The 26276-nt window shown below is 39.4% G+C and carries 25 protein-coding genes and 1 pseudogene; 20 read left to right on the top strand and 6 right to left on the bottom strand.

Annotated features, from left to right (window positions below):
- Nucleotides 1-69: pseudogene (locus FJR77_RS09960) on the bottom strand (transposase); the annotation flags it as partial.
- A gap of 448 nt (nucleotides 70-517) precedes the next feature.
- Between FJR77_RS09960 and FJR77_RS09955 the strand changes: the two are divergent.
- The 8 genes from FJR77_RS09955 to ciaH all read left to right on the top strand — a co-directional run bounded on the left by FJR77_RS09955 (nucleotide 518) and on the right by ciaH (nucleotide 7992).
- The gene (locus FJR77_RS09955; protein ID WP_000141906.1) at nucleotides 518-754 is read left to right on the top strand and encodes a DUF2829 domain-containing protein; all 237 of its coding nucleotides are present in this window, start codon (nucleotides 518-520) and stop codon (nucleotides 752-754) included.
- Nucleotides 747-1445: a 3-oxoacyl-ACP reductase gene (locus FJR77_RS09950; protein ID WP_140834682.1), complete on the top strand. Its 699-nt coding sequence runs from the start codon at nucleotides 747-749 to the stop codon at nucleotides 1443-1445. Before FJR77_RS09955 ends, FJR77_RS09950 begins: the two co-directional genes overlap by 8 nt.
- Before the next feature lie 9 nt (nucleotides 1446-1454).
- Nucleotides 1455-1955, top strand: a complete 501-nt coding sequence (locus tag FJR77_RS09945) for an NUDIX hydrolase (protein ID WP_140860138.1) — start codon at nucleotides 1455-1457, stop codon at nucleotides 1953-1955.
- A complete protein-coding gene (locus tag FJR77_RS09940; protein ID WP_140834705.1) occupies nucleotides 1933-2781 on the top strand; it encodes a putative PEP-binding protein in 849 nt (282 codons plus the stop codon). The genes FJR77_RS09945 and FJR77_RS09940 overlap by 23 nt, the downstream gene beginning before the upstream one ends.
- Nucleotides 2778-3218, top strand: coding sequence for an ASCH domain-containing protein (locus FJR77_RS09935; protein ID WP_140834686.1), 441 nt, complete (start codon nucleotides 2778-2780; stop codon nucleotides 3216-3218). Before FJR77_RS09940 ends, FJR77_RS09935 begins: the two co-directional genes overlap by 4 nt.
- Before the next feature lie 121 nt (nucleotides 3219-3339).
- Nucleotides 3340-5886, top strand: coding sequence for a M1 family metallopeptidase (locus FJR77_RS09930; RefSeq protein WP_140834688.1), 2547 nt, complete (start codon nucleotides 3340-3342; stop codon nucleotides 5884-5886).
- Nucleotides 5887-5993: 107 nt separating this feature from the next.
- Nucleotides 5994-6668 carry a two-component system response regulator CiaR gene (ciaR, locus tag FJR77_RS09925; RefSeq protein ID WP_000590639.1) on the top strand — a complete coding sequence of 225 codons (675 nt, stop codon included), beginning with the start codon at nucleotides 5994-5996 and terminating at the stop codon, nucleotides 6666-6668.
- Entirely contained in the window at nucleotides 6658-7992 is a 1335-nt protein-coding gene (gene ciaH, locus FJR77_RS09920) for a two-component system sensor histidine kinase CiaH (RefSeq protein ID WP_049535212.1), read from the top strand. Before ciaR ends, ciaH begins: the two co-directional genes overlap by 11 nt.
- A gap of 33 nt (nucleotides 7993-8025) precedes the next feature.
- On the opposite strand, the gene FJR77_RS09915 is transcribed toward ciaH, so the two are convergent.
- Entirely contained in the window at nucleotides 8026-8313 is a 288-nt protein-coding gene (locus FJR77_RS09915) for a DUF3270 domain-containing protein (RefSeq protein ID WP_140834690.1), read from the bottom strand.
- Nucleotides 8314-8658: 345 nt separating this feature from the next.
- Here FJR77_RS09915 and FJR77_RS09910 point away from each other — a divergent pair, with 345 nt between their 5' ends.
- From FJR77_RS09910 to FJR77_RS09870, 9 genes are all read left to right on the top strand, one after another.
- Nucleotides 8659-9714 carry an ABC transporter permease gene (locus tag FJR77_RS09910; RefSeq protein WP_140834692.1) on the top strand — a complete coding sequence of 352 codons (1056 nt, stop codon included), beginning with the start codon at nucleotides 8659-8661 and terminating at the stop codon, nucleotides 9712-9714.
- 13 nt (nucleotides 9715-9727) lie between these two features.
- Nucleotides 9728-10414 (top strand): ABC transporter ATP-binding protein, encoded by a 687-nt coding sequence (locus FJR77_RS09905; RefSeq protein ID WP_140834694.1) that lies wholly within the window; start codon nucleotides 9728-9730, stop codon nucleotides 10412-10414.
- Between the two features lie 481 nt (nucleotides 10415-10895).
- Nucleotides 10896-12086 carry a methionine adenosyltransferase gene (gene metK, locus FJR77_RS09900; RefSeq protein WP_000003949.1) on the top strand — a complete coding sequence of 397 codons (1191 nt, stop codon included), beginning with the start codon at nucleotides 10896-10898 and terminating at the stop codon, nucleotides 12084-12086.
- Nucleotides 12087-12173: 87 nt separating this feature from the next.
- A complete protein-coding gene (gene pgdA / locus FJR77_RS09895; RefSeq protein ID WP_140834696.1) occupies nucleotides 12174-13565 on the top strand; it encodes a peptidoglycan-N-acetylglucosamine deacetylase PgdA in 1392 nt (463 codons plus the stop codon).
- Between the two features lie 76 nt (nucleotides 13566-13641).
- Nucleotides 13642-14484: an aldo/keto reductase gene (locus FJR77_RS09890; RefSeq protein WP_140834699.1), complete on the top strand. Its 843-nt coding sequence runs from the start codon at nucleotides 13642-13644 to the stop codon at nucleotides 14482-14484.
- A gap of 269 nt (nucleotides 14485-14753) precedes the next feature.
- Complete coding sequence (locus FJR77_RS09885) at nucleotides 14754-15515, top strand: elongation factor Tu (protein ID WP_125451014.1); 762 nt, start codon at nucleotides 14754-14756, stop codon at nucleotides 15513-15515.
- Nucleotides 15516-15533: 18 nt separating this feature from the next.
- Nucleotides 15534-16451 carry a glycine--tRNA ligase subunit alpha gene (gene glyQ, locus FJR77_RS09880; protein WP_101784896.1) on the top strand — a complete coding sequence of 306 codons (918 nt, stop codon included), beginning with the start codon at nucleotides 15534-15536 and terminating at the stop codon, nucleotides 16449-16451.
- A gap of 365 nt (nucleotides 16452-16816) precedes the next feature.
- On the top strand, nucleotides 16817-18853 hold the full coding sequence (gene glyS, locus FJR77_RS09875) for a glycine--tRNA ligase subunit beta (protein ID WP_140834701.1): 2037 nt from the start codon (nucleotides 16817-16819) through the stop codon (nucleotides 18851-18853).
- 41 nt (nucleotides 18854-18894) lie between these two features.
- Nucleotides 18895-19152, top strand: a complete 258-nt coding sequence (locus FJR77_RS09870) for a DUF896 family protein (protein WP_000372163.1) — start codon at nucleotides 18895-18897, stop codon at nucleotides 19150-19152.
- Nucleotides 19153-19265: 113 nt separating this feature from the next.
- On the opposite strand, the gene FJR77_RS09865 is transcribed toward FJR77_RS09870, so the two are convergent.
- Genes FJR77_RS09865 through FJR77_RS09855 form a run of 3 tightly spaced genes read right to left on the bottom strand, consistent with a single transcriptional unit; the run spans nucleotide 19266 to nucleotide 22117 of the window.
- The gene (locus FJR77_RS09865) at nucleotides 19266-20510 is read right to left on the bottom strand and encodes an NAD(P)H-dependent oxidoreductase (RefSeq protein WP_125421183.1); all 1245 of its coding nucleotides are present in this window, start codon (nucleotides 20508-20510) and stop codon (nucleotides 19266-19268) included.
- An 18-nt stretch (nucleotides 20511-20528) separates the two neighbouring features.
- The gene (locus FJR77_RS09860; RefSeq protein WP_125451011.1) at nucleotides 20529-21134 is read right to left on the bottom strand and encodes an NADPH-dependent FMN reductase; all 606 of its coding nucleotides are present in this window, start codon (nucleotides 21132-21134) and stop codon (nucleotides 20529-20531) included.
- Between the two features lie 59 nt (nucleotides 21135-21193).
- The gene (locus FJR77_RS09855) at nucleotides 21194-22117 is read right to left on the bottom strand and encodes an FAD:protein FMN transferase (RefSeq protein WP_125451010.1); all 924 of its coding nucleotides are present in this window, start codon (nucleotides 22115-22117) and stop codon (nucleotides 21194-21196) included.
- Nucleotides 22118-22427: 310 nt separating this feature from the next.
- Here FJR77_RS09855 and nox point away from each other — a divergent pair, with 310 nt between their 5' ends.
- The 3 genes from nox (at nucleotide 22428) to pdxT (ending at nucleotide 25422) form a co-directional block, all read left to right on the top strand.
- Nucleotides 22428-23807: a H2O-forming NADH oxidase gene (nox, locus tag FJR77_RS09850; protein ID WP_061759045.1), complete on the top strand. Its 1380-nt coding sequence runs from the start codon at nucleotides 22428-22430 to the stop codon at nucleotides 23805-23807.
- A 151-nt stretch (nucleotides 23808-23958) separates the two neighbouring features.
- Nucleotides 23959-24834, top strand: a complete 876-nt coding sequence (gene pdxS / locus FJR77_RS09845; RefSeq protein ID WP_000138526.1) for a pyridoxal 5'-phosphate synthase lyase subunit PdxS — start codon at nucleotides 23959-23961, stop codon at nucleotides 24832-24834.
- Complete coding sequence (gene pdxT / locus FJR77_RS09840; protein WP_140834703.1) at nucleotides 24835-25422, top strand: pyridoxal 5'-phosphate synthase glutaminase subunit PdxT; 588 nt, start codon at nucleotides 24835-24837, stop codon at nucleotides 25420-25422.
- Between the two features lie 759 nt (nucleotides 25423-26181).
- Here pdxT and FJR77_RS09830 read toward each other — a convergent pair.
- On the bottom strand, nucleotides 26182-26276 hold a 95-nt coding region (locus FJR77_RS09830), incomplete at its 5' end, for an IS3 family transposase (RefSeq protein ID WP_140834408.1).

Raw genomic sequence — 26276 nt, 5'->3', positions numbered from 1 at the left:
CTTCTCTAAGCTATATCCTTGTTTTCTAAGTTCATAGATCTGAACTTTATCATCATAAGTTAATTTCATAATAAAAACACCCCAAAAGTTAGATTTTTTCTGTCTAACTTTTGGGGTGCAGTTCATTTTGAACACCTGATACTATGCGTTTTTGTGATCGCAAAGACTTTTTATCCAGTCTCATCTTATAGTATATTGAAATAGAAACTGAACAAATTGATTAAGGAATTTAAAGCAATTCTAGAAATATTTCAGAAGCGATATTGTACGATTCTAGATTCAAATTACCTTATCATTTTTTATAGATATGATTTTATTGAATTGTTTTAAAAAAGAAAAAGCTTATATAAGTTTCAGATAGTGATTTAAACTTTGTCTCAAAAAAACCTGAGGTCATTGTTGCTAGAAATGGTAATAAAAAGTTTATTGATTTTGAATTAGGATGAGTCAAAAGGAATTTTAAAGCATTTTTTGTTATAATTAATTGAAGAATTATTGATATAAAAGGAGAAAAAATATGACTTTCGAAGAAATCCTGCCTGGGTTAAAGGCTAAGAAAAAATTTGTACGAACTGGATGGGGAGGTGCTGAAAACTATGTCCAACTTTTTGACACTATCGAGCAAAATGGTGTGGCCCTAGAAGTGACGCCCTATTTCCTCATCAACGTGTCTGGTGAGGGAGAAGGTTTTTCCATGTGGAGCCCGACACCTTGTGATGTTTTAGCGACGGATTGGGTAGAAGTGCATGACTAAACGTGTACTCATTACAGGAGTGAGTTCAGGGATCGGTCTGGCTCAAGCTCGACTCTTTTTAGAGAATGGCGATCAAGTTTATGGTGTGGATCAAGGAGAAAATCCACCCTTAAAGGGTGATTTCCACTTTTTACAGAGAGATTTGACCTTGGACTTAGAGCCTATTTTTGCCTGGTGTCCACAGGTGGATATTTTGTGCAATACTGCTGGAGTTTTGGATGATTATAAACCACTTTTGGAACAGACAGCGCAGGAAATTCAAGAAATTTTTGAAATTAACTACGTGACTCCAGTAGAGTTGACTCGATTTTATTTGACACAAATGTTGGAAAATAAAAAGGGAATCATCATCAATATGTGCTCCATCGCTTCTAGCCTAGCAGGTGGCGGTGGACACGCCTATACTTCTTCGAAGCACGCCTTGGCAGGCTTTACCAAGCAGTTGGCTCTAGACTATGCAGAAGCTGGGATTCAGGTATTTGGGCTTGCTCCAGGAGCAGTCAAGACAGCTATGACCGCTGCAGATTTTGAGCCAGGTGGATTGGCTGACTGGGTGGCTAGTGAAACACCAATCAAGCGCTGGATTGAACCAGAGGAAGTGGCAGAAGTCAGTCTCTTTTTGGCCGGTGGAAAGGCATCTGCCATGCAGGGACAAATTTTGACAATAGATGGTGGCTGGTCTTTGAAGTAGGAGGATCTGATGGAAATCAAAAGACACTTTGGAGTCTACGCTGTTTGCTTTGAAAATGGGAAGTTACTCTGCATTGAAAAAACGAGAGGCCCTTATCAACATCGGTATGATCTAACTGGAGGCAGTCAGCAACTTGGTGAAGGACTGACGGAAACGCTGACTAGAGAAGTTATGGAAGAGACGGGATTTACTGTTAGAAGCTACTCTAATCCTCGAATCTACGATGTTTTCGTCAGGGAAGAGTTAAAAAATTTTATGGTTCACCATATCATGGCCTTGTATGATGTTGAAATGAATGAGAGTGCACCTCAAGTTACGATTTCGGAAGCTGTAGCTGATGGTGCGAATGATTCACTCGGATATATTTGGATGGATATTCAAGAGATCACAGAAGAAAATGCATCGCCATTAGTCTTGAAGGTTAAGTCTGAATTATTAGGATTTCCAGAACTGGACAAGACTTTTTACATGAATTGGAAGGTGAATGATGAGAAATCAACTTGCCCTTAGTGGCGAAAAACTGGATGAAAAAGTTTACCCTCAACTATTGCACCACGTCGGTATGATTCGTGGAGAATATTTGTTGAGAGAGCTCAATCAAAACATCCTGTTACCAAGTTGTCAGCAATTTGTAAAAGATTATCTAGCCACTATTTGCTCATTGTACTCGGATGAAGATGTCTGGTATCGTTTTTCAGAATTAACGAATACAGAAGCCAATTGTTTAGAGGGGACTAAAGAGTACTTTGATGAAAATCATCCCTTGTTTGGTTATAGAGGAACTAGACGTTTACTAGCGTGTTTGGATGAATTTCATGCGGAGGTACATGTCGTTACAGAAGTTTATCAAACCAATTCCAATCTGTCTCTTATCTTTCCTTTTGTCAATGATGCTGAACAGTTAAAACAAGCTATTAGAGTATTGCGCCAGCATGGTTTTACTGGGAAAGTCGGCACGATGATTGAATTACCGTCAGCGTATTTTGACTTGGACAGAATAATGGAAACGGGCATTTCAAAGATTGTAGTTGGAATGAATGATTTGACTTCTTTTATTTTTGCGACTGTGAGAAATAGTCAATGGCATGATATGGAAAATCCAATAATGTTAGATATGCTGAGACAGATGCAGGATAAAGCAAGGATTAAAAATATTGACTTTGCTGTAGCAGGCTATCTGAATACTTCTTTCATACAAAAAATGAATCAGTTGGGTATCAAGTGCATTCTCCATTACAGCTCTATTCCGGAGATTTTTGATTTAGAAATTGACCATCCAGGCCATCTCAAACACATAAAAGAAGAAAGTAAAAAATTACAAAGGAGCAACCTATGACACCGCAAGAAATGTGGAATAAATACAAGCAAATCAATCCTTCTATCGGAGATGAAATCGATGCTTGGGCTTTTGGAGTGGAACCAGACCTTTTAGCGGATTTGGTGTTTAAAGGCGAAAAGACAGCAACAGCGTCAGCCTATGACCTCTACGCAGTAGAGGACGAATCCCTTCCGCAAGAAGGGACCTTCGATGTCATTTTAGATAGTCAAAATCAGGCCATCTGTATTGTCGAAATTACAAAGGTTTCTGTTGAACCCTTCAATCGAGTGTCAACTGACCATGCCTATAAGGAAGGTGAGGGAGACAAATCCCTCGCCTATTGGCGTCAGGTTCATGAGGATTGTTTCACCGAGTGGATGAGGGAGGCAGGACTGACTTTTACACCTGAAAGCAAGGTTGTTTTAGAAGAATTTCGCAAGGTTTACCCACTGTAGACTTCTAGAAGGAAGAAAGTTTTGGAAATCACTGTCCAATCCTTTTTTCTCAGGCAAAACATGATATAATAAGTTTGTTTGAAGAAGAGCTCTAGCTCTTAAACTTAGATAGGAGAAAACTATGCAAGCAGTTGAACATTTTATTAAGCAATTTGTTCCTGAACATTATAATTTATTTTTAGACTTGAGTCGTGAGACCAAGACGTTTTCAGGGAAGGTGATCATCACTGGTCAAGCACAGAGTGACCGCATTTCCCTTCATCAAAAAGACTTGGAAATCGCTTCTGTAGAAGTTGCAGGGGAAGCTCGCCCATTTACAGTTGACCATGACAATGAAGCCCTTCATATTGAACTTGCGGAAGCAGGTCAAGTTGAAGTGGTTATCGCTTTCTCAGGAAAAATTACAGACAACATGACAGGGATTTACCCTTCTTATTACACAGTTGATGGAGTCAAGAAGGAAGTCTTGTCTACTCAGTTCGAGAGTCATTTTGCGCGCGAAGCCTTCCCATGTATGGATGAGCCTGAAGCCAAGGCAACTTTTGACCTTTCTCTACGTTTTGACCAAGCGGAAGGTGAATTGGCCTTGTCTAATATGCCAGAAATCGAAGTTGAAAACCGTAAGGAAACAGGTATCTGGAAGTTTGAGACAACACCTCGCATGTCTTCTTACTTGTTAGCCTTTGTTGCGGGTGATTTGCAAGGTGTGACGGCTAAAACTAAAAACGGTACTCTCGTAGGTGTTTATTCAACCAAAGCTCATCCACTATCAAACCTTGATTTCTCACTGGATATCGCTGTTCGCTCTATCGAGTTTTACGAAGATTACTATGGAGTTAAGTACCCAATCCCTCAATCTCTCCACATCGCCCTTCCTGACTTCTCAGCTGGAGCTATGGAAAACTGGGGTCTTGTGACCTACCGTGAAGTGTACTTGGTTGTGGATGAGAACTCTACCTTTGCCAGCCGTCAACAAGTTGCCCTTGTTGTGGCCCATGAATTGGCTCACCAATGGTTTGGGAACCTCGTAACTATGAAATGGTGGGATGACCTTTGGCTCAATGAAAGCTTTGCTAACATGATGGAATACGTCTGTGTGGATGCTATTGAACCAAGCTGGAATATCTTTGAAGATTTCCAAACAGGTGGTGTTCCGTCTGCCTTGAAACGTGATGCGACTGATGGCGTTCAATCTGTTCACGTGGAAGTTAAACACCCAGATGAAATCAATACGCTCTTTGACGGAGCTATCGTCTATGCCAAAGGAAGTCGCCTCATGCACATGCTTCGTCGTTGGCTAGGTGATACCGATTTTGCCAAAGGTTTGCATGCCTACTTTGAAAAACATCAATACAGCAATACAATTGGTCGTGACCTTTGGGATGCTCTTGGTCAAGCGTCTGGACGTGATGTCGCAGCCTTCATGGATTCTTGGTTGGAACAACCTGGTTATCCAGTTCTCACTGTCAAAGTTGAAAATGATGTCTTGAAGATTTCACAAAAACAATTCTTCATTGGTGAGCACGAAGATAAGAACCGTCTCTGGGTTGTACCACTAAACAGCAACTGGAAAGGCTTGCCTGATACACTTGAAACTGAAAGCATCGAAATCCCTGGCTACGCAGCCCTTCTTGCTGAAAATGAAGGAGCTCTTCGTTTCAATACTGAAAATACAGCCCACTACATTACCGACTATCAAGGAGACTTGTTGGATGCAGTTCTTGCTGAGCTAGAGACACTTGATAACACAAGCAAACTGCAAATCGTTCAAGAACGTCGTCTGCTTGCTGAAGCAGGGCACATTTCTTATGCTGACTTGCTCCCAGTCCTTGATAAACTTGCTAAGGAAGAATCTTACCTTGTCGTTTCAGCCATTTCTCAAGTGATTTCTGCCCTCGAGCGCTTTATCGATGAAGGAACAGAAGCTGAAAGAGCCTTCAAAGCCTTGGTTGCGAAATTGGCTCGTCATAACTATGACCGTCTTGGTTTTGAAGCTAAAGATGGAGAATCAGATGAGGATGAATTGGTTCGTCAGTTGACCATTTCGATGATGATTCGCTCAAATGATGCAGAAGCTAGTCAAGTCGCTAGCCAAATCTTCGCGGCTCACAAGGAGAATCTTGCAGGACTTCCAGCAGCTATTCGTTCACAAGTTCTGATCAATGAAATGAAACATCATGAGACCAAAGACTTGTTAGCACTTTATCTTGATACTTATACGCACGCAACAGATGCTGTCTTTAAACGCCAGTTGGCAGCGGCTCTTGCCCACAGTACAGATGCGGACAATATCCAAACCTTGATTGCTTCTTGGAAGGACAAATTTGTGGTCAAACCACAAGACTTGTCAGCTTGGTATTTCCAGTTTTTAGGTCATCAAGCAACTCAGGAAACAGCTTGGTCTTGGGCTCGTGAAAACTGGGCTTGGATTAAGGCAGCTCTGGGAGGAGATATGAGCTTTGATAGCTTTGTTATCCTTCCTGCGCACGTATTTAAGACTCAGCAACGCTTGGCAGAGTACAAGGAATTCTTTGAACCGCAACTTTCTGACCTTGCTCTTAGCCGTAACATCGGTATGGGAATCAAGGAAATTGCAGCGCGTGTTGACTTGATTAACCGTGAAAAAGCTGCAGTGGAAGCAGTCGTTCTTCAATATGGGAAAGCTTAAACATTCGTAAAATAATAAAAACTCAACTTTCTCTCTTAAAGTAAGAGGGAGTTGAGTTTTTTTTAAGGCAAATTTGGTATAATGGTTTTAATAAGGAGGAGTTTCTCATGATAAAAATCTTATTGGTTGAGGATGACCTAGGCCTGTCAAATTCAGTATTTGACTTTTTAGACGATTTTGCAGATGTCATGCAGGTATTTGATGGGGAAGAAGGTCTCTACGAAGCTGAAAGTGGCGTCTATGACTTGATTTTGCTCGATTTAATGTTACCTGAAAAAAATGGCTTCCAAGTCTTGAAAGAATTGCGTGAAAAGGGAATTACGACACCAGTTCTGATTATGACTGCTAAGGAGAGCTTGGATGACAAGGGGCATGGATTTGAACTAGGAGCGGATGATTATCTGACTAAACCTTTCTACCTAGAAGAACTCAAAATGCGTATTCAAGCCCTTCTCAAACGTTCAGGTAAGTTTAATGAAAATACCTTGACTTATGGAAATATTGTAGTTAATTTGTCAACCAATACCGTTAAGGTTGAAGATACTCCTGTCGAATTGCTTGGAAAAGAGTTCGATTTACTGGTTTATTTCCTTCAAAATCAAAATGTTATTTTGCCTAAGACTCAGATTTTTGATCGTCTATGGGGATTTGATAGTGACACAACGATTTCAGTTGTCGAAGTCTATGTTTCAAAAGTCCGTAAGAAATTAAAAGGAACCACTTTTGCAGAGAATTTGCAAACCTTGCGTAGTGTTGGGTATATTTTAAAAGATGTTCAGTAAACTAAAAAAAACATGGTATGCGGATGACTTTAGTTATTTTATTCGCAACTTCGGTGTCTTCACTCTGATTTTCTCCACCATGACTCTGATTATTTTGCAGGTCATGCACTCGAGTCTCTATACTTCGGTGGATGATAAGCTTCATGGCTTGAGCAACAATCCTCAGGCAGTTATTCAGTTGGCGGTAAATAGGGCGACGGAAGAGATTAAAGATTTGGAGAATGCTGCTACAGATACTAGCAAGACTGATGTAAAACCCAATGTCAGTTCCAATACAGAAGTCATTCTTTTTGATAAGAATTTTACCCAGCTCCTTTCTGGAAATCGATTTTTGGGATTGGATAAGATTAAGTTAGAGAAAAAAGAACTAGGCCATATCTATCAGATTCAGGTTTTTAATAGCTATGGACAGGAAGAAATCTATCGCATGATTTTGATGGAAACGAATATCAGTTCGGTTTCAACCAATATCAAGTATGCTGCTGTCTTGATTAATACCAGTCAGTTGGAGCAGGCCAGTCAAAAGCATGAGCAATTGATTGTCGTTGTGATGGCTAGTTTCTGGATTTTGTCTTTACTTGCCAGTCTCTATCTAGCTAGGGTCAGTGTTCGGCCCCTGCTTGAGAGCATGCAGAAGCAACAGTCCTTTGTGGAAAATGCCAGTCATGAGTTACGAACCCCACTTGCAGTTTTGCAAAATCGCTTAGAGACCCTTTTCCGTAAGCCTGAAGCTACCATTATGGATGTGAGCGAAAGTATTGCATCGAGTTTGGAAGAAGTCCGAAATATGCGGTTTTTGACGACGAACTTGTTGAATTTAGCTCGAAGAGATGATGGGATTAAGCCTGAACTTGGAGAAGTTCCAACTAGCTTTTTTAATACAACTTTCACAAACTATGAGATGATTGCTTCGGAAAATGATCGTGTCTTCCGTTTTGAAAATCGTATCCATCGAACGATTGTCACAGATCAGCTTCTATTGAAGCAGTTGATGACTATCTTATTTGATAATGCTGTCAAGTATACTGAAGAGGATGGTGAAATTGATTTTGTGATTTCAGCGACTGACCGTAATCTGTATTTACTTGTTTCTGATAATGGAGTCGGTATTTCAGCAGAAGATAAGAAGAAAATTTTTGATCGTTTTTATCGAGTGGACAAGGCTAGAACTCGTCAAAAAGGAGGTTTTGGTTTAGGATTATCACTGGCCAAGCAGATTGTAGATGCCTTAAAAGGAACCATTACTGTTAAAGATAATAAACCAAAAGGAACAATCTTTGAAGTGAAGATTGCCATTCAGACACCATCTAAAAAGAAAAAATAAAAATATCGCTCCGGCTGGGGCGATATTTTGGATTTATCTTTTTAGTTTTCGTTTGATGATAGAGCGTTGGATTTTTAGAACAAGTAAGCTGGATCCGATTGCTGCGACAAAGGCAAGAGCAGTTGATAGTTTTAACGCCAAGAAGATAAAACTAAAGATAGCAATACAGATACAAAAAACAGCGATATTAACAAAAAATAGGATTTCTTGAAAACTGGTATCAGATTGTGATTCGGGCGCATAATCCTGATAGCGAGGAAGTTGCTGGTTTAATTCTTCTTGATAGTCTACCTCATATGATTTTAATTTTTTTACGGACATGGTTCTCTCCTTAACAGTACATACCTATTTTATCATTTTTTTAGCAGAGAATTATTACAGAAAGGTTACAAAAAGAATAAAGTGCTTTTTCAAAATCAATTTTCTTGACACCATACTGTGAAAATGATAGGATGGATAAACACCTAATGCTTATTAATATTTACAATTAATTATATTTTTAAGTAAATAATTCATTTTTAGAAAAAATATTTACTTATTTTCTTGATTTTATTTAATTTGATTAGTGAGATTTGTTTGGAATACAGGGACAGATTTTCTGTCTCCTATTTTTATAGTAGCGGGGTATCTCATTGATACCTCTTGGAAAAGTTAAAGGAGACAAGCATGTATCTTGCTATCAAGGAAATATTACAGAACAAACTTCGATATAGTTTGATTTTAACCACTATTTTTCTTATTTCTTTTATGGTCTTTTTTATGACCAGTCTAGCTCTTGGTCTTGTGCGAAACAACCGGGCTGCTATTGACAATTGGCAAGCGACGAGTGTGGTTTTATCTGACTACGCAAATGATAATTTGACAGCATCTTTTATTCCTGAAAAGGATTATAAGGAAAAGAGATCTGAGGAGGCCGCTCCACTGGGTTATATGTTCGCTGTGACCAATCTAGTCGATGATAGTGAAAAGGTCAATGTTTCCATCTTTGCTCAAGAGTGGGACGATTTTATCTCTCCTAGTTTGACGGAGGGACGGTATCCTGAAAGCGATGATGAGGTTGTCGTAGATCAGTCCTTTGAAAACTATGGAATTAAGCTAGGTGATGCCATTCAACTCAATGGAAGCGAGGAAAGTTACAAGATTGTAGGTCTGACTCAAGGAAATAAATTTTTCACCGAGCCTGTTGTCTTTACAAGTTTGACAACTTATTGGATTTTACAAGGGACCTTGAAAGCTAATCGTGCTATCTCTGCCTTGGTATTAAAAAATGACATAGAAGTGACTGGCGATGGACTGAAACAGATTTCTATCCCAAAAATGATTTCGAAAATTCCTGGTTACACACCTCAAGTTAATGTATTTTCAGGAATGATTATCGCTATGATTGTTATAACAGGCTTGATTGTTGGTATTTTTGTTTATATCATTACCATACAAAAGCTAGGACTTTATGGAATTATGCGGGCTCAGGGAATACAGATTAAAACCATTGTATGGTCTCTGTTCTGTCAGATCTTGCTTCTATCTGGTATGGGGACTACTTTATCCTTGCTTGCTATCGGAGGAGTGATTTTGCTCTTACCAGCTACCTTCTTTTTCTACCCAAGTTGGATGGCCTACTCGATTCTAAGCTCGGTTATTTGCTTGATGGCTCTTCTTGGTGGTGTCATTTCCCTCCCACGCTTGCTAAAGGTGGACCCGATTACTGCGATTGCAGAATGATAAGGAGAATAGTATGACAGCATTGATAGAAATGAATCAAGTGACAAAAACGTACGGGGAAGGAAAGATGAAAGTCGTAGCTCTGCATGAGACGAATTTTCAGCTAAATGCGGGAGAGTTCGTGGCTATCGTTGGGCCCTCAGGTTCTGGAAAGACGACTTTTCTAACGACTCTAGGACAACTTCAGGAAGCATCGAGTGGAAAGATTTTAGTCAAGGGGAAGGAAACAGGCAGTCTGACGGAGAAGGAGAAAACGAACCTCCGTTTTAGAGAGTTTGGCTTCATTCTTCAGACTTCAAACTTAATTCCTTTTCTAACGGTCAAGGAACAGCTGGATTTGATTGACAGACTGGATAAGGGAAAAAATAGTAAAAGTGATCGAAAAGAGCTGTTTGACTTGTTGGATTTGGAAAAAGTACAAAATCAGTATCCCAAGGCTTTATCAGGTGGTGAACGTCAACGTGCGGCGATTGCTAGGGCGCTTTACAACAATCCTAGCATCGTACTGGCAGATGAGCCTACAGCTAGTCTTGATACAGAGCGGGCTTACCAAGTAACGGATATGTTGGCTTCAATTGCCCATGAGCAAGGAAGAGGTGTTGTCATGATTACACATGATACACGCCTTCTTGATAAGGTTGACCGAGTTTATGTAATGAGTGATGGAAACTTGGTTGAAGAAAAATGTAAACAAATATAAAATATAGTGAATTGACGGATATTTTTCTAAAACGTTAGACCTGAAAAATGCACCGGTTCTACGTAGCAAATTGATAAGCTATATAGATTTTGATGAGGTTGAGCCAAAACTCAATTTTAAGAAAAATAAAGTAAATCTCCCCACAAAAAATGTATAGTCTCAAGTTTTTTCAAGACTTGACTATGCGTTTTTTAATTTTAAAGACTTTTTCCCAGCCTCCTTATTTTTAACTTCAAAACGGTGTTTTGATCTGACTTCATCAGTTTTATTGCCAACATTAAAACTCTACTTTGAGCAATCTGCATCTAGTTTTCTAGCTTGTTCTTTGATTTTTGTTGAGTATATGGACTGCAAATTGCGCTAAAAAATGATATAATGGTGAAGTTATATAGTCCCGATAAGATGGTAGGCATTTATCACTAAGAAATACCTATCAGTACTTTGTAACTCTATAACACTATTTTTAAGGGGGGACATTTTTATGTCAGAACGTAAATTATTCACGTCTGAATCTGTATCTGAGGGGCATCCGGATAAGATCGCAGACCAAATTTCAGATGCTATCTTGGATGCTATTTTAGCAAAGGATCCAGAGGCACACGTTGCTGCTGAGACAGCGGTTTATACTGGCTCAGTTCATGTATTTGGTGAAATTTCAACTACAGCTTATGTAGATATTAATCGTGTGGTTCGTGATACCATTGCAGAGATTGGTTATACCAATACAGAATATGGATTTTCTGCTGAAACGGTGGGAGTACACCCATCTTTGGTGGAGCAATCACCAGATATTGCTCAAGGTGTTAACGAAGCCTTGGAGGTTCGTGGGAATGCAGATCAAGATCCACTTGATTTGATTGGAGCTGGAGACCAAGGTCTCATGTTTGGTTTTGCGGTAGATGAAACAGAAGAACTCATGCCACTTCCAATCTCACTCAGTCACAAGTTGGTTCGTCGTTTATCAGAGCTTCGTAAGTCTGGTGAAATCAGCTATCTTCGTCCAGATGCTAAATCTCAAGTTACAGTTGAATATGATGAAAATGACCAGCCAGTGCGCGTGGATACAGTCGTTATTTCTACTCAGCATGATCCAGAAGTTAGCAATGAACAAATCCATCAAGATGTGATTGACAAGGTCATCAAAGAAGTTATTCCATCTTCTTATCTTGATGATAAGACAAAATTCTTTATCAATCCGACAGGTCGTTTTGTAATCGGTGGTCCTCAAGGAGACTCAGGTTTGACTGGTCGTAAGATTATTGTAGATACGTATGGTGGTTACTCACGTCACGGTGGTGGTGCCTTTTCTGGTAAGGATGCGACTAAGGTGGACCGTTCAGCTTCTTATGCAGCTCGCTACATTGCTAAAAACATTGTTGCAGCAGGTCTTGCTAAGAAGGCAGAAGTGCAATTGGCATACGCTATCGGTGTTGCGCAACCTGTATCTGTTCGTATTGATACTTTTGGTACAGGAACAGTAGCTGAAAGCAAACTTGAAAAAGCGGCTCGTCAAATCTTTGACCTTCGTCCTGCAGGAATTATCCAAATGCTTGACCTTAAACGTCCAATCTACCGTCAAACAGCGGCTTACGGACACATGGGACGTACAGATATTGATCTTCCATGGGAACGCTTGGACAAGGTAGAAGCCTTGAAAGAAGCAGTCAAATAAAATCTTAAGAGGGGATTGCCCCTCTTTTAATATACTATTTCCTTCAAAATCATTGAAATTATAGCTTGAATTTGATATGATAGTCCTATGGATAAAAGTAGAGCAAAGCGTGTTGAGCGCGATAAAAAGAGAATTGGTTTACTAACCCTAGTAGCCATATTTGCAGTTAGTATTTGTGTCCTAGGTTCAATAATTGGATACAAAATATACACAAAACAAAGTTTTGAACAAAAGATTGAATCTCTCAAAAAAGAGAAAGATGATCAATTGAGTGAGGGGAATCAGAAGGATCATTTTCGTAAGGGGCAAGCCGAAGTGATTGCCTATTATCCTCTTCAAGGGGAGCAAGTGATTTCGTCTGTAAAAGACATCATGACACAGGATATTAAGGAAAATCTGGAAGATAAAGAAAATCTAGTTTTTTATTATACGGAGAAACAAGATTCGCCTTTAAAAGGGATTGTCAACCGAAGTGTGATGAAACAAGTCTATGATTTAACTTCGTCAAAAGTTGAAGAGACTGAAAAAACTAATCTGGCAAAAGTCCATTTGACAGAAGATGGCAAACCTTTTACACTTGATCAATTATTTTCAGATGCTAGTAAAGCCAAAGAGCAGCTGATAAAAGAAACGGCTTCTTTCTTACAGGACAAGAAATTGGAGCAAGAGAAGGTCGATCAGCTTGTTAAAAGCTTCTCTGACCAAGACTTGTCTGCATGGAATTTTGATTACAAGGATAGTCAGATTGTCCTTTATCCAAGTCAGACAGTTGAAAATCTGGATGAGATTGCCTTGCCAGTATCTAGTTTCTTTGAAGTTATTCAGTCTTCTTATTTATTAGATAAGGATGCAGAACTTTATAAGGCTTATTATGAAAAGAAAAATCGTAAAGTAGTGGCCTTGACTTTTGATGATGGACCAAATCCTGCAACGACAACTCAAGCATTAGATACACTTTCTAAGTATGGTATTAAGGCAACTTTCTTCGTTTTAGGTAAGAATGTTTCTGGCAATGAAGAGATTTTGAAACGCATGAAAGCAGATGGCCATGTTATTGGAAACCATAGTTGGAGTCATCCCGTTCTTTCAAAACTTTCTCTTGATGAGGCTAAAAAACAAATTACTGATACGGAGGATGCGCTAACTAAGGTGCTGGGCTCTAGTTCTAAACTTATGCGTCCGCCTTATGGAGCCATTACAGATGACATTCGCAATAGCCTCGATTTGAGTTTTATTATGTGGGATGTGGATAGTCTGGACTGGAAGAGTAAAAATGAAGCAGCTATTTTGACAGAAATTCAGCGTGAAGTCAAGAATGGTTCTATTATTCTCATGCATGATATCCATGCTGAGACAGTAAATGCTCTACCAAAGGTTATTGACTATTTGAAAGGGCAAGGTTATGACTTTGTAACTGTACCAGATTTGTTAAATTCTCGTCTTAAACCTCACCAACTCTATTTCGACCGTGACCAATAATACATAAAATCTAAAGAGATAAGTTTTCTATGAGAACTTGTTTCTTTGGATTTGCTTTACATAGAGAGGAAAAATAATGAAATCTTATACTTTAAATAATGGCGTTCTAATTCCTGTTCTAGGATTTGGAACCTGGAAGGCTGAAAATGGAGAGATTGCCTATCAAGCTGTCCTAGAGGCTTTAAAGGCAGGCTATCGCCATATCGATACGGCAGCGATTTATAAAAATGAAGAAAGCGTTGGTCGTGCCATTCAAGATAGTGGCGTTCCGCGTGAGGAAATTTTTGTAACCAGCAAACTCTGGAATAGAAATCACAACTATGAGCAAGCTCGTCAGGCTTTTGAAGAGTCTTTAGAGAAGCTGGGCTTGGAATATTTGGATTTGTATTTGATTCATTGGCCAAATCCAAAACCACTCAGAGAAAATAACCACTGGAAAATCCGAAATTCAGAAGTTTGGAGAGCGATGGAGGATCTTTACCTAGAAGGCAAAATCCGTGCTATCGGTGTTAGTAATTTCCTTCCCCATCATCTGGATGCCTTGCTTGAAACAGCAAAAATTCTTCCAGCGGTCAATCAAGTTCGTTTGGCTCCAGGTGTGTATCAAGAGGAAGTCGTAGATTACTGTCGAGAAAAAGGAATTTTATTGGAAGCTTGGGGACCTTTTGGTCAGGGAGAATTGTTTGATAGTAAGGAAGTCCAAGAAATCGCAGCAAATCATGGAAAATCGGTTGCTCAGATAGCCTTGGCCTGGAGTTTAGCAGAAGGATTTTTACCACTTCCAAAATCTGTCACAGCTTCTCGTATTCAGGCTAATCTTGATTGCTTTGGAATTGAACTGAGTCATGAGGAGCGTGAAACCTTAAAAGCGATTGCTGTTCAGTCTGGTGCTCCACGAGTTGATGATATGGATTTTTAGAAAATCATAAAAAGAATTGTACATTATTCTAATTTTTGATATAATAGTCAGCAGGAAAGAAAGTCTTATGGCGTTCTTCAAGCGAGCTTGGGATAGTGGGAGCCAAGTAGGGCAAAATAAAGAACTGGCGCTTTCTGTAGTATTTTCAAAAACAATGAAGTAATAAATTAGGGTGGAACCGCGTTTCTGACGCCCCTAGTCGCAAGGCTTGGGTGTTGAAATGCGGTTCTTTTGCTTATTCAGTCTATTGTGTGAAAGAAAGGAGAGACGTGGAAAACCTTTATCTTGTAAAAGACGATAGTCAACTAGCTGCATTTCGTGAGTTTGTAGTAAGAAATACTGAAAAGTTGAAAGATTATCAATCTTTTTTAAAGAATGAACTTGCAGTCTGTGATTTACCGCAAGCCGTTATTTGGTCAAGTTTTAATGCTGCTACACAGATTATTAGGGAAAGTGCTGTTCCAGCCTATACAAATAATAGACGAATGGTTATGACGCCTGATTTAGCTGTTTGGAAAGAGTTGTATTTGTATCAGTTGATGGACTACGAGTGTTCTCAGCAAACTCAAGCAATAGAAAGTCACTATCATTCTTTATCTGAAAATTTCCTCTTACAGATTGTAGGACATGAGTTAGCTCATTGGTCGGAGTATTTTTTAGATGATTTTGATGGTTACGACTCTTATATATGGTTCGAAGAGGGGATGGTTGAATATATTAGTCGCAAGTATTTCTTGACAGAAGAGGAATTTCAAGCGGAAAAAATTTGTAATCAATCTCTTGTAGAACTTTTTCAGAAGAAGTATGGTTGGCATTCATTGAATGATTTTGGTTCTTCGACTTATGATAAGAACTATGCAAGTATTTTTTACGAATACTGGCGTAGTTTTTTGACAATAGATAAGTTGGTAGAAAATCTAGGTAGTGTACAAGCGGTCTTCGATTCTTATCATTTATGGGCAAATACAGATAAAACTCTACCCTTGTTAAATTGGTTTGTTCAGCAGAAATTAATTGAAAAAGAAATATAAAAACTAAAGGAGTAAACAATGTCTAATAAATTAACATTTCAAGAAATTATTTTGACTTTGCAACAATTTTGGAATGATCAAGGTTGTATGCTTATGCAGGCTTATGACAATGAAAAAGGTGCGGGAACCATGAGTCCATACACTTTTCTTCGTGCTATCGGACCTGAGCCGTGGAATGCAGCGTATGTAGAGCCATCACGTCGTCCTGCTGACGGTCGTTACGGGGAAAACCCTAACCGTCTATACCAACACCACCAATTCCAAGTGGTTATGAAGCCTTCTCCATCAAATATCCAAGAACTTTATCTTGAGTCTTTAGAAAAATTGGGAATCAATCCTTTGGAACACGATATTCGTTTTGTTGAGGACAACTGGGAAAACCCATCAACTGGTTCAGCTGGTCTTGGTTGGGAAGTTTGGCTTGACGGTATGGAAATCACTCAGTTCACTTATTTCCAACAAGTTGGTGGATTGGCAACTGGCCCTGTGACTGCGGAAGTTACCTATGGTTTGGAGCGTTTGGCTTCTTACATTCAAGAAGTAGACTCTGTCTATGATATCGAGTGGGCTGATGGTGTAAAATACGGAGAAATCTTTATCCAGCCTGAGTATGAGCACTCAAAATATTCGTTTGAAATTTCGGACCAAGAAATGTTGTTGGAAAACTTTGATAAGTTTGAAAAAGAAGCTGGTCGTGCCTTGGAAGAAGGTTTGGTTCACCCTGCCTATGACTATGTTCTAAAATGTTCACACACCTTTAACCTGCTTGATGCGCGTGGTGCGGTATCTGTAACAGAGCGTGCAGGCTATATCGCTCGTATCCGTAACTTGGCTCGTGTCGTAGCCAAAACCTTTGTCGCAGAACGCAAACGACTAGGCTACCCACTTTTGGATGAAGAAACACGAGCTAAACTCTTAGCAGAAGACGCAGAATAGTGAGTAATACTGTGCTCTAAAATCGTTAGTGGCAAGTCGAAGACTTGCTAGAGGGATATGCACCGCCGTACTTTTATGTGGGAATTTTTGAAACCTTATACTCTTCGAAAATCAAATTCAAACCACGTCAGCTTAACCTTGCCGTACTCAAGTACAGCCTACGGCTAGCTTCCTAGTTTGCTCTTTGATTTTCATTGAGTATTAGGTTCAAAAATCAGTCAGCTAAATCCACTTTGATGAGACTGTTGGAAATCTTGATCAATTTAGCATTAGATTTCCATACAGACTCACAAAGTTAGTTAGCGACGTCCCCAGTACCTAAGGTGCATATCAAAAAAGATTGAAGAAAATGTAAAGGAAAAAACATGACAAAAAACTTATTAGTAGAACTCGGTCTTGAAGAATTACCAGCCTATGTTGTCACACCAAGTGAAAAACAACTAGGCGAAAAAATGGCAGCCTTCCTCAAGGAAAACCGCCTGTCTTTTGAAGCTATTCAAACATTCTCAACACCACGTCGTTTGGCTGTTCGAGTTACTGGTTTAGCAGACAAACAGTCTGATTTGACAGAAGATTTTAAGGGGCCAGCAAAGAAAATTGCCTTGGATAGTGCTGGAAACTTCACAAAAGCAGCTCAAGGATTTGTCCGTGGAAAAGGCTTGACTGTTGAAGATATCGAATTCCGTGAAATCAAGGGTGAAGAATATGTCTATGTCACTAAGGAAGAAATTGGTCAACCAGTTGAATCTATCATTCCTGGTGTTGTGGATGTCTTGAAGTCACTGACTTTCCCAGTCAGCATGCACTGGGCTGGAAATAGCTTTGAATACATTCGTCCTGTTCACACTTTAACCGTTCTTTTGGACGAGCAAGAATTTGATTTGGATTTCCTCGATATCAAGGGTGATCGTGTGAGCCGTGGTCATCGTTTCTTGGGACAAGAAACTAAGATTCAGTCAGCATTGAGCTATGAAGAAGATCTTCGTGCACAGTTTGTAATCGCAGATCCACGTGAACGTGAGCAAATGATTGTTGACCAAATCAAAGCAATCGAAGCTGAGCATGGTGTACATATCGAAATTGATGCGGACTTGCTTAATGAAGTCTTGAACTTGGTTGAATACCCAACTGCCTTTATGGGAAGTTTTGATGCCAAATACCTTGAAGTTCCGGAAGAAGTCTTGGTGACTTCGATGAAGGAACACCAACGGTACTTTGTTGTCCGTGATCAAGATGGTAAACTCTTGCCAAACTTCATTTCTGTTCGTAATGGAAACGCAGAGCATTTGGAAAATGTCATCAAAGGAAATGAAAAAGTCTTGGTAGCTCGCTTGGAAGACGGTGAATTCTTCTGGCGTGAAGATCAAAAATTAGTGATTTCAGACCTTGTTGAAAAATTAAACAATGTGACTTTCCACGAAAAGATTGGTTCCCTTCGTGAACACATGATTCGTACGGGTCAGATTGCTATTCTTTTGGCAGAAAAAGCTGGTTTGTCAGCGGATGAAACGATTGACCTAGCTCGTGCAGCAGCCATTTACAAGTTTGACTTGTTGACTGGGATGGTTGGTGAATTTGACGAGCTCCAAGGAATTATGGGTGAAAAATATGCCCTTCTTGCTGGTGAAACTCCAGCGGTGGCAACTGCTATTCGTGAACACTACATGCCTACATCAGCCGAAGGAGAACTTCCAGAGAGTAAGGTCGGTGCAGTGCTTGCCATTGCAGATAAATTGGATACGATTTTGAGTTTCTTCTCAGTAGGTTTGATTCCATCAGGTTCTAATGACCCTTATGCCCTTCGTCGTGCAACTCAAGGTGTAGTTCGTATCTTGGATGCCTTTGGTTGGCATATTGCTATGGATGAGCTGATTGATAGCCTTTATGCATTGAAATTTGACAGCTTGACTTATGAAAATAAGGCAGAGGTTATGGATTTTATCAAGGCTCGTGTTGATAAGATGATGGGTTCTACTCCAAAAGATATTAAGGAAGCCGTTCTTGCAGGATCAAACTTTGTTGTGGCAGATATGTTGGAAGCAGCAAGTGCTCTCGTAGAAGCAAGCAAGGGAGCAGACTTTAAACCATCTGTTGAATCACTTTCTCGTGCCTTTAATTTGGCTGAGAAGGCAGAAGGAGTTGCTACAGTTGATCCAGCTCTCTTTGAAAATGAAGAAGAGAAAGCCTTGGCAGAAGCAGTAGAATCACTCGTTTTGTCAGGTGCTGTAAGTCAGCAATTAGAACAACTCTTTGCGCTTAGCCCAATTATTGATGCTTTCTTTGAAAATACCATGGTAATGGCAGAAGATCAGGCTGTTCGTCAAAATCGATTGGCTATCTTGTCTCATTTAACTCAAAAAGCAGCTAAACTTGCACGTTTTAACCAAATTAACACTAAATAAAATTTGATAAACGGACTTTATCTTATCACAAAGGAGAAGAAATGGATCAGAAAAAAATTGATCGTATCAATGAGCTTGCTAAAAAGAAAAAAGCAGAAGGTTTGACACCAGAAGAAAAAGTGGAACAAGCTAAACTACGTGAGGAGTACATCGAAGGTTATCGTCGCTCTGTTCGTCACCATATTGAGGGAATCAAAATTGTGGACGAAGAAGGAAACGATGTTACACCAGAAAAACTACGCCAAGTCCAACGTGAAAAAGGTTTACACGGTCGTAGTCTCGATGACCCAAATTCATAATAAATATTCTTTCTTTTAATAAAGATAGATGAAATAATAACCAAAAGACTAGCAGTGTTTGTCTGCTAGTCTTTTTATCACTAAAAAAGGAACCATAACGGTTCCTAAAAGTATTAGTTACTTGCTCCAGATGTAGCGTCTGCACCACCACCGTGGCCTCCAGCATCACCTGCATCAGAAGCTCCAGATGTAGCATCTGCATCGCCGTGACCATGTCCACCAGCAGAAGCTGCAGCATTTCCACCAACTAGACGTTGACCAGTTGTTTCTAAGTACCAATCAAGCCATGGTTGGAAATTAAAGATAATTTCATTAATTCCAGCATATGAGCCATCTGGATAGTACATTGCTTTATAGTTATGAGTATTAATTACACCTTCTGGTTGTCCCGGAACAATTGTACGGACATACTCTTGATCACCATTACGTAATACGCCTACAACCCACTCAACGTTTTTCATTCTTGCAGGTGGTAGAGAAGCATGTACTGTTCCTAGTCGGCTACCTGCTTGAACTCGCACACGTTTACCATACATAGTGTTTGGATCTTGGTGGGCGTTATTGTAGTACAAGAATTGGTTATTATCATCCGCATATGTCAACTCAAATGGCATTGCTTTCAAGAACATATCAATTTGGTTAACTGTCAAGATACCGTGGTCTAATTTAACGTAAGTATCTCCAGAAACAGCTCCAACAAGCTCAGCTGCTTTTTCTACCCATTCAGGATCATCAGGGTCAACTCCTTGAATGGTAGTTGCGATTGGATTTGTACAATATAAATCTTCTGGTGCGATTGGTTTTGGTTTTTTCAATTTTGAAACGACTCCCACATATTTTACAAAGTTGTCTAAACATGTTTCAAGGAAATTAATAGTTCCTTCATTTGTGATATTCCCATTAACATCAAAGGCTTCTTTAGCTTTACCGAGAAGGAATTCATTTCCTGGAAGAGTATAGGCATTGACACCTGGAGCGTCAAGAATCTTACGAAGGTGAACTTGGGCACGAGAAGTACCTTGGTCGTAGTAAGAAGCACCTACAATCATGACTGGCTTGTTTTCAAATGGATGAACTTCGTATGAAAGCCATTCTAGAACAGATTTAAGAGAAGCTGAGATTGTGTGGTTGTGCTCAGGAGTCGCAATAATGACACCATCAGCACGAGTAATTTTGTTATATAAATAACGTAATTGGAAACTTTCATCCCATTTTTCGTCTTGGTTAAACATTGGAACTTCGTCAATTTCAAGAACCTCTAATTCAAATTTGAGTTTGAAGTGACGACGGATGAATTCCAAGAGTTTACGGTTATATGATTGATCGTAGTTTGATCCTACAAGTCCAACAAATTTCATTCTTTTTGGTCTCCTATCTTACAAATTTTCCCAGTCAAAGTCTTCTGCATCTTTACGAAGTAGTGCTTGTGCATTACGCAATTTTTCTGTGATTTTTACAAAGATACGGTAGTCGTCAAAAGTAGCATCCAGTTTTTTGATAACATCAAGATCTACTAGGTCTCCACTTGGGTTGAAGGCTTGAAGAGAATGTGAAAGCAAGAATTCATCTGGAAGGACACTAGCTTTAATTTCTGGAGCATTCAAGATTTGGCGAAGTTGTAATTGGGCACGTGATGAACCAAGTGTACCGTAAGAAGCACCCGTAATCATGATTGGTTTGTTCAAAAGTGGGTAAATACCGTATGACAACCAAGCAAGAGCGCTCATTAAAACAGCTGGAATAGAGTGGTCATACTCAGGAGTACCGATAATAACGCCATCTGCCTCTTCAATTTTAGCAGCAATTTCTAAAATTTCAACAGGTACTTGCTTGTCAGCTGGTTTATTGAAGACAGGAATGTCTTTAATTTCAACAAGTTCAATTTCAGCTTTTTCAGCAAAGTGTTTTTGCATGTATTGAAGCAATTGACGGTTTGTAGAACGTTTTGAATTTGTTCCAACAATAGCAATAAGTTTTAACATGAGATTTCCTTTCTCTTTTTACATAATACGATTTTAAAACTCCATTGAAACATCTGTTTCTATAGAGTAGGAATTCCTGAAGAACAGCTTAGGTGACCTTCCTTATCGATTAGGATGGCTTCGATGCCCTCCAAACTTTCGACTTGCCAGAGGATAGCAGCAGGTCTTTCTCCAAATAGACGAGTTGTCCAGATTTCACCATCAACTGATTTATCAGAGATGATTGTTAGACTAGCTAGTTCCGTTTCAACAGGATATCCTGTTTGACTGTCAAAAATATGATGGTAATCTTTTCCGTCGACTGTCAGGTGACGTTCATAAATGCCTGAAGTCACGACAGATTGATTGACAACAGGGATGGTCATTAAGTGATTTCCCCTAGGATTGGCTGGGTCTTGAATCCCAATTTGCCAAGGCTGATCCCCTCTTGCCTGATTTTTTCCAATGGTCAGGATATTCCCTCCCAGATTAATCAAGGCAGATGTCACTCCTTCTTCTCTCAGAAATTGGGCAACTTTATCCGCACTATAACCCTTGGCTAAACAACCAAGATCGATCTTCATTCCTTTTTGTTTTAAAAACACAGTGGAAGTGGAAGAATCTAACTCGATATAATGAGGATTGATTAAAGGGAGCACCGATTCAATTTCTTGGGGTTGGGCCACTTTGGCATCTGAAAAACCGATACGCCAGGTTTGAATTAAGGGACCAATACTGATGTTGAGATGGCTAGAGGGCGCTAGGCTATGCTCTAATCCAAGTGCAAGCAGTTCAAACAGGTCTGGATGAACTTTGACTGGAGCTATTCCAGCTTGATAATTGATCTCCATCAACTCAGATTCTTGGCTATTGGCATTGAAGCGGTATTCTAGCTCTTTGAGTAAATCAAAGGATTTTTGAAGCAAGATATCGGCTCGCTCATCTACTAATGAAATAGTGATAGTAGTCCCCATTAGCCGTTCGGAATGTGAACTAAGAGGCAAGCTACCAACTCCTTTCTCTTATGTGAAAAGAAGGTTGAAATATTGTAAATTTATATTAAATTTAACCCCTTACAATTTCTTTCCATGATATTAGCATACCATAAAGTCAGCGTTTTCACAAATAAAATTTGTAAAGTTGTCAAGAAATATGCTCAGAAAATAAAGAATAATTGTAAGAAAGAATGATAAAATACAAATTATTTACATTTTTTTACAAAAAAATCGGGAAAATTAGCAAAACTCTTGTAAACGCTAACAGTAAATGTTATACTAGAAGAGTAAATTTAAAATTGAAGGTAGGAATTTTTCTATGAGTAAAATCGTTGTAGTTGGTGCTAACCACGCTGGTACAGCATGTATTAATACTATGTTGGATAATTTTGGGAATGAGAACGAAATCGTTGTATTTGACCAAAACTCTAACATCTCTTTCCTAGGATGTGGAATGGCCCTTTGGATTGGGGAACAAATTGACGGTGCTGAAGGCTTGTTCTATTCTGATAAAGAAAAATTGGAAGCTAAAGGTGCTAAGGTTTACATGAACTCACCAGTTCTTTCAATCGACTATGATAACAAAGTAGTTACAGCAGAAGTTGAAGGAAAAGAGCACAAAGAATCATACGAGAAATTGATTTTCGCTACAGGTTCTACACCAATCTTGCCACCAATCGAAGGTGTTGAAATTGTTAAAGGAAACCGCGAATTTAAAGCAACTCTTGAAAACGTACAATTCGTTAAATTGTACCAAAACGCTGAAGAAGTTATCAATAAGCTTGCTGACAAGAGTAAACACCTTGATCGTATCGCTGTTGTTGGTGGTGGTTATATCGGTGTTGAACTTGCTGAAGCCTTTGAACGTCTTGGAAAAGAAGTTGTGCTTGTTGATATTGTAGATACTGTCTTGAACGGTTACTATGACAAAGACTTCACACAAATGATGGCCAAGAACTTGGAAGACCACAACATCCGTTTGGCTCTTGGTCAAACTGTTAAAGCAATCGAAGGTGACGGTAAAGTTGAACGCTTGATTACTGATAAAGAGACTTTCGATGTAGACATGGTTATCCTTGCAGTTGGTTTCCGTCCAAACACAGCCCTTGCTGATGGTAAGATTGAACTCTTCCGCAACGGTGCCTTCCTTGTAGACAAGAAACAAGAAACATCTATCCCAGGTGTATTTGCCGTTGGTGATTGTGCAACTGTCTATGACAATGCTCGTAAAGAAACTAGTTACATCGCTCTTGCTTCAAACGCTGTTCGTACTGGTATTGTTGGTGCTTACAACGCTTGTGGACATGAATTGGAAGGAATCGGTGTTCAAGGTTCAAACGGTATCTCAATCTATGGTCTTCACATGGTTTCAACTGGTTTGACACTTGAAAAAGCAAAAGCTGCTGGTTACAATGCAACTGAAACAGGCTTTAACGATCTACAAAAACCAGAATTCATGAAACATGATAACCATGAAGTAGCGATTAAGATTGTCTTTGACAAAGATAGTCGTGAAATTCTTGGTGCCCAAATGGTTTCACATGATATTGCAATTAGCATGGGAATCCACATGTTCTCACTTGCTATCCAAGAGCATGTGACAATTGATAAATTGGCATTGACAGACCTCTTCTTCTTGCCACACTTCAACAAACCTTACAACTACATCACAATGGCTGCACTTACAGCTGAAAAATAAAATTTGATGAACTATCTGGCCTTAAGTTAAGGTCAGATAGTTTTTTAGATGATTTGTCCCCACACAATTACGATTTTTTTATCTTGTGATTCATTCTGTTCTGACTTAAAATGAAATAGTAGCTACCAATACAAATAATGAGGATAAAGAAATGACTGAAAATCGTTATGAATTAAATAAAAACTTGGCGCAGATGCTTAAAGGCGGGGTTATCATGGACGTTCAAAATCCTGAACAGGCCCGTATTGCAGAGGCTGCTGGTGCGGCAGCTGTGATGGCCTTGGAGCGGATTCCAGCTGATATTCGTGCAGCTGGTGGTGTTTCTCGTATGAGTGATCCAAAGATGATCAAGGAAATCCAAGAAGCGGTTAGCATCCCAGTGATGGCCAAGGTCAGAATCGGGCATTTTGTTGAAGCTCAGATTTTAGAGGCTATTGAAATTGACTATATCGACGAGAGTGAAGTTCTATCTCCTGCTGATGACCGTTTCCATGTGGACAAGAAAGAATTCCAAGTTCCTTTTGTCTGTGGGGCTAAGGATTTGGGAGAAGCCTTGCGTCGTATCGCTGAAGGTGCTTCTATGATTCGTACAAAAGGAGAACCGGGTACAGGAGATATTGTCCAAGCTGTTCGCCATATGCGTATGATGAATCAGGAAATTCGCCGCATTCAAAATCTACGTGAAGATGAACTCTATGTTGCAGCAAAAGAACTCCAAGTACCTGTAGAATTAGTTCAATACGTGCACGAACATGGAAAACTACCAGTCGTGAACTTCGCAGCAGGTGGTGTAGCAACACCTGCAGATGCTGCTCTCATGATGCAATTAGGGGCAGAGGGGGTCTTTGTCGGTTCAGGTATTTTTAAGTCAGGAGATCCTGTTAAACGAGCCAGTGCCATTGTTAAGGCGGTAACCAATTTCCGAAATCCTCAAATACTAGCCCAAATCTCTGAAGATTTAGGAGAAGCCATGGTTGGTATTAATGAAAATGAAATCCAAATTCTCATGGCAGAGCGAGGAAAATAGATGAAAGTCGGAATATTGGCCTTGCAAGGTGCCTTTGCAGAACATGCAAAAGTGCTAGATAAACTAGGTGTCGAGAGTGTTGAAATCAGAAATCTAGATGATTTTCAGAAATATCAGAGTGATTTGTCGGGATTGATATTACCTGGTGGGGAATCTACAACCATGGGCAAGCTTTTACGTGAGCAGGACATGCTGATTCCCATTCGAGAAACCATTCTTTCTGGATTACCAGTATTTGGAACCTGTGCGGGTTTAATTTTGCTGGCTAAGGAAATTACTTCTCAGGAAGAGAGTCATCTAGGAACTATGGATATGGTGGTCGAGCGCAATGCCTATGGGCGCCAACTAGGGAGTTTCTACACGGAAGCAGAATGTAAGGGAGTTGGTCAGATTCCAATGACCTTTATCCGTGGTCCAATTATCAGCAGTGTTGGAGAGGGTGTAGAAATTCTAGCAAGAGTTGAAGATCAAATCGTTGCAGCCCAAGAAAAAAATATGCTGGTAACCTCTTTTCATCCAGAATTGACTGATGATGTGCGCTTGCACCAGTACTTTATCAATATGTGTAAAGAAAAGATAGTGGAATAAAAAGTGATAAATCAAGTTTTGATTCGCTCTTTCCAAAGAATTATTTTTTAAGTTATCTGGCATCATTCTGTGAATTTATATTTCTTTACGATAAATTAGAAAAGAATGATTGTTTTGACTTAGGGCATAAAGCTTATATGCTGAATATAGTGTTCAAGTATCTTTTATTGGGAGCACTTTAGAGGATGGAGTTAAAATACTATTCTATACTCCTTAATACTCTTCGACAATCTCTTCAAACCACGTCAGCTTTATCCGCAACCTCAAAGCGGTGCTTTGAGCAACCTGCGGTTAGCTTCCTAGTTAGCTCTTTGATTTTCATTGAATATATAGTGGTTTGAAATAAGATGTGTGCAACTTGATTAGGGAAATCAAATTAATTTCTAGAAATGTTTTAGTATCCACGATGTACTATTCTAGTTTCAATTTACTATAAAAATGATGTATGGGATTGGTCAAAAAGAACACTTTGAAAATAGCAAAAAACGAGTATCTCTACAGATGGAGATACTCGTTCTATTATGTATAAAGCTATGAGTCTGTCGTCCTACGTAAGGTGCGCGTCGAAGGTTATACCTAAAAAACTCCAAACGCGATACAATAAAGGGGATTAAGCCAATTCTAAAGATTTTTTAAGAGGTAAGTGATGAGTTAAGATCAATGGTGTTTTAACAAGGTGAAAAGGGTCAGGCAAAAAGTCTTTAAAATCAGAAAACGCATAATATCAGTGTACTGACCCCAAAAAGTTAGACAATCAATTTATCCGAAGGATTTAGTTCTGTATTGCACAGGACTGAGTCCTTTTAGTTTTACCTTAATTCGTTTATTGTTGTAGTAATCAATATAGTCTACAA

It is taken from the genome of Streptococcus shenyangsis (assembly GCF_006385785.1).
GTDB classification, from domain to species: Bacteria; Bacillota; Bacilli; order Lactobacillales; family Streptococcaceae; genus Streptococcus; species Streptococcus shenyangsis.
This window is presented reverse-complemented; position numbering and strand designations above follow the sequence as displayed.

What these genes read in the sequence shown, in the direction of transcription:
- FJR77_RS09955 (WP_000141906.1), top strand. Translation starts at nt 518, where the DNA reads ATGACTTTCGAAGAAATCCTGCCTGGGTTAAAGGCTAAGAAAAAATTT.
- FJR77_RS09950 (WP_140834682.1), top strand. Translation starts at nt 747, where the DNA reads ATGACTAAACGTGTACTCATTACAGGAGTGAGTTCAGGGATCGGTCTG.
- FJR77_RS09945 (WP_140860138.1), top strand. Translation starts at nt 1,455, where the DNA reads ATGGAAATCAAAAGACACTTTGGAGTCTACGCTGTTTGCTTTGAAAAT.
- FJR77_RS09940 (WP_140834705.1), top strand. Translation starts at nt 1,933, where the DNA reads ATGAGAAATCAACTTGCCCTTAGTGGCGAAAAACTGGATGAAAAAGTT.
- FJR77_RS09935 (WP_140834686.1), top strand. Translation starts at nt 2,778, where the DNA reads ATGACACCGCAAGAAATGTGGAATAAATACAAGCAAATCAATCCTTCT.
- FJR77_RS09930 (WP_140834688.1), top strand. Translation starts at nt 3,340, where the DNA reads ATGCAAGCAGTTGAACATTTTATTAAGCAATTTGTTCCTGAACATTAT.
- ciaR (WP_000590639.1), top strand. Translation starts at nt 5,994, where the DNA reads ATGATAAAAATCTTATTGGTTGAGGATGACCTAGGCCTGTCAAATTCA.
- ciaH (WP_049535212.1), top strand. Translation starts at nt 6,658, where the DNA reads ATGTTCAGTAAACTAAAAAAAACATGGTATGCGGATGACTTTAGTTAT.
- FJR77_RS09915 (WP_140834690.1), bottom strand. Translation starts at nt 8,313, where the DNA reads ATGTCCGTAAAAAAATTAAAATCATATGAGGTAGACTATCAAGAAGAA.
- FJR77_RS09910 (WP_140834692.1), top strand. Translation starts at nt 8,659, where the DNA reads ATGTATCTTGCTATCAAGGAAATATTACAGAACAAACTTCGATATAGT.
- FJR77_RS09905 (WP_140834694.1), top strand. Translation starts at nt 9,728, where the DNA reads ATGACAGCATTGATAGAAATGAATCAAGTGACAAAAACGTACGGGGAA.
- metK (WP_000003949.1), top strand. Translation starts at nt 10,896, where the DNA reads ATGTCAGAACGTAAATTATTCACGTCTGAATCTGTATCTGAGGGGCAT.
- pgdA (WP_140834696.1), top strand. Translation starts at nt 12,174, where the DNA reads ATGGATAAAAGTAGAGCAAAGCGTGTTGAGCGCGATAAAAAGAGAATT.
- FJR77_RS09890 (WP_140834699.1), top strand. Translation starts at nt 13,642, where the DNA reads ATGAAATCTTATACTTTAAATAATGGCGTTCTAATTCCTGTTCTAGGA.
- glyQ (WP_101784896.1), top strand. Translation starts at nt 15,534, where the DNA reads ATGTCTAATAAATTAACATTTCAAGAAATTATTTTGACTTTGCAACAA.
- glyS (WP_140834701.1), top strand. Translation starts at nt 16,817, where the DNA reads ATGACAAAAAACTTATTAGTAGAACTCGGTCTTGAAGAATTACCAGCC.
- FJR77_RS09870 (WP_000372163.1), top strand. Translation starts at nt 18,895, where the DNA reads ATGGATCAGAAAAAAATTGATCGTATCAATGAGCTTGCTAAAAAGAAA.
- FJR77_RS09865 (WP_125421183.1), bottom strand. Translation starts at nt 20,510, where the DNA reads ATGAAATTTGTTGGACTTGTAGGATCAAACTACGATCAATCATATAAC.
- FJR77_RS09860 (WP_125451011.1), bottom strand. Translation starts at nt 21,134, where the DNA reads ATGTTAAAACTTATTGCTATTGTTGGAACAAATTCAAAACGTTCTACA.
- nox (WP_061759045.1), top strand. Translation starts at nt 22,428, where the DNA reads ATGAGTAAAATCGTTGTAGTTGGTGCTAACCACGCTGGTACAGCATGT.
- pdxS (WP_000138526.1), top strand. Translation starts at nt 23,959, where the DNA reads ATGACTGAAAATCGTTATGAATTAAATAAAAACTTGGCGCAGATGCTT.
- pdxT (WP_140834703.1), top strand. Translation starts at nt 24,835, where the DNA reads ATGAAAGTCGGAATATTGGCCTTGCAAGGTGCCTTTGCAGAACATGCA.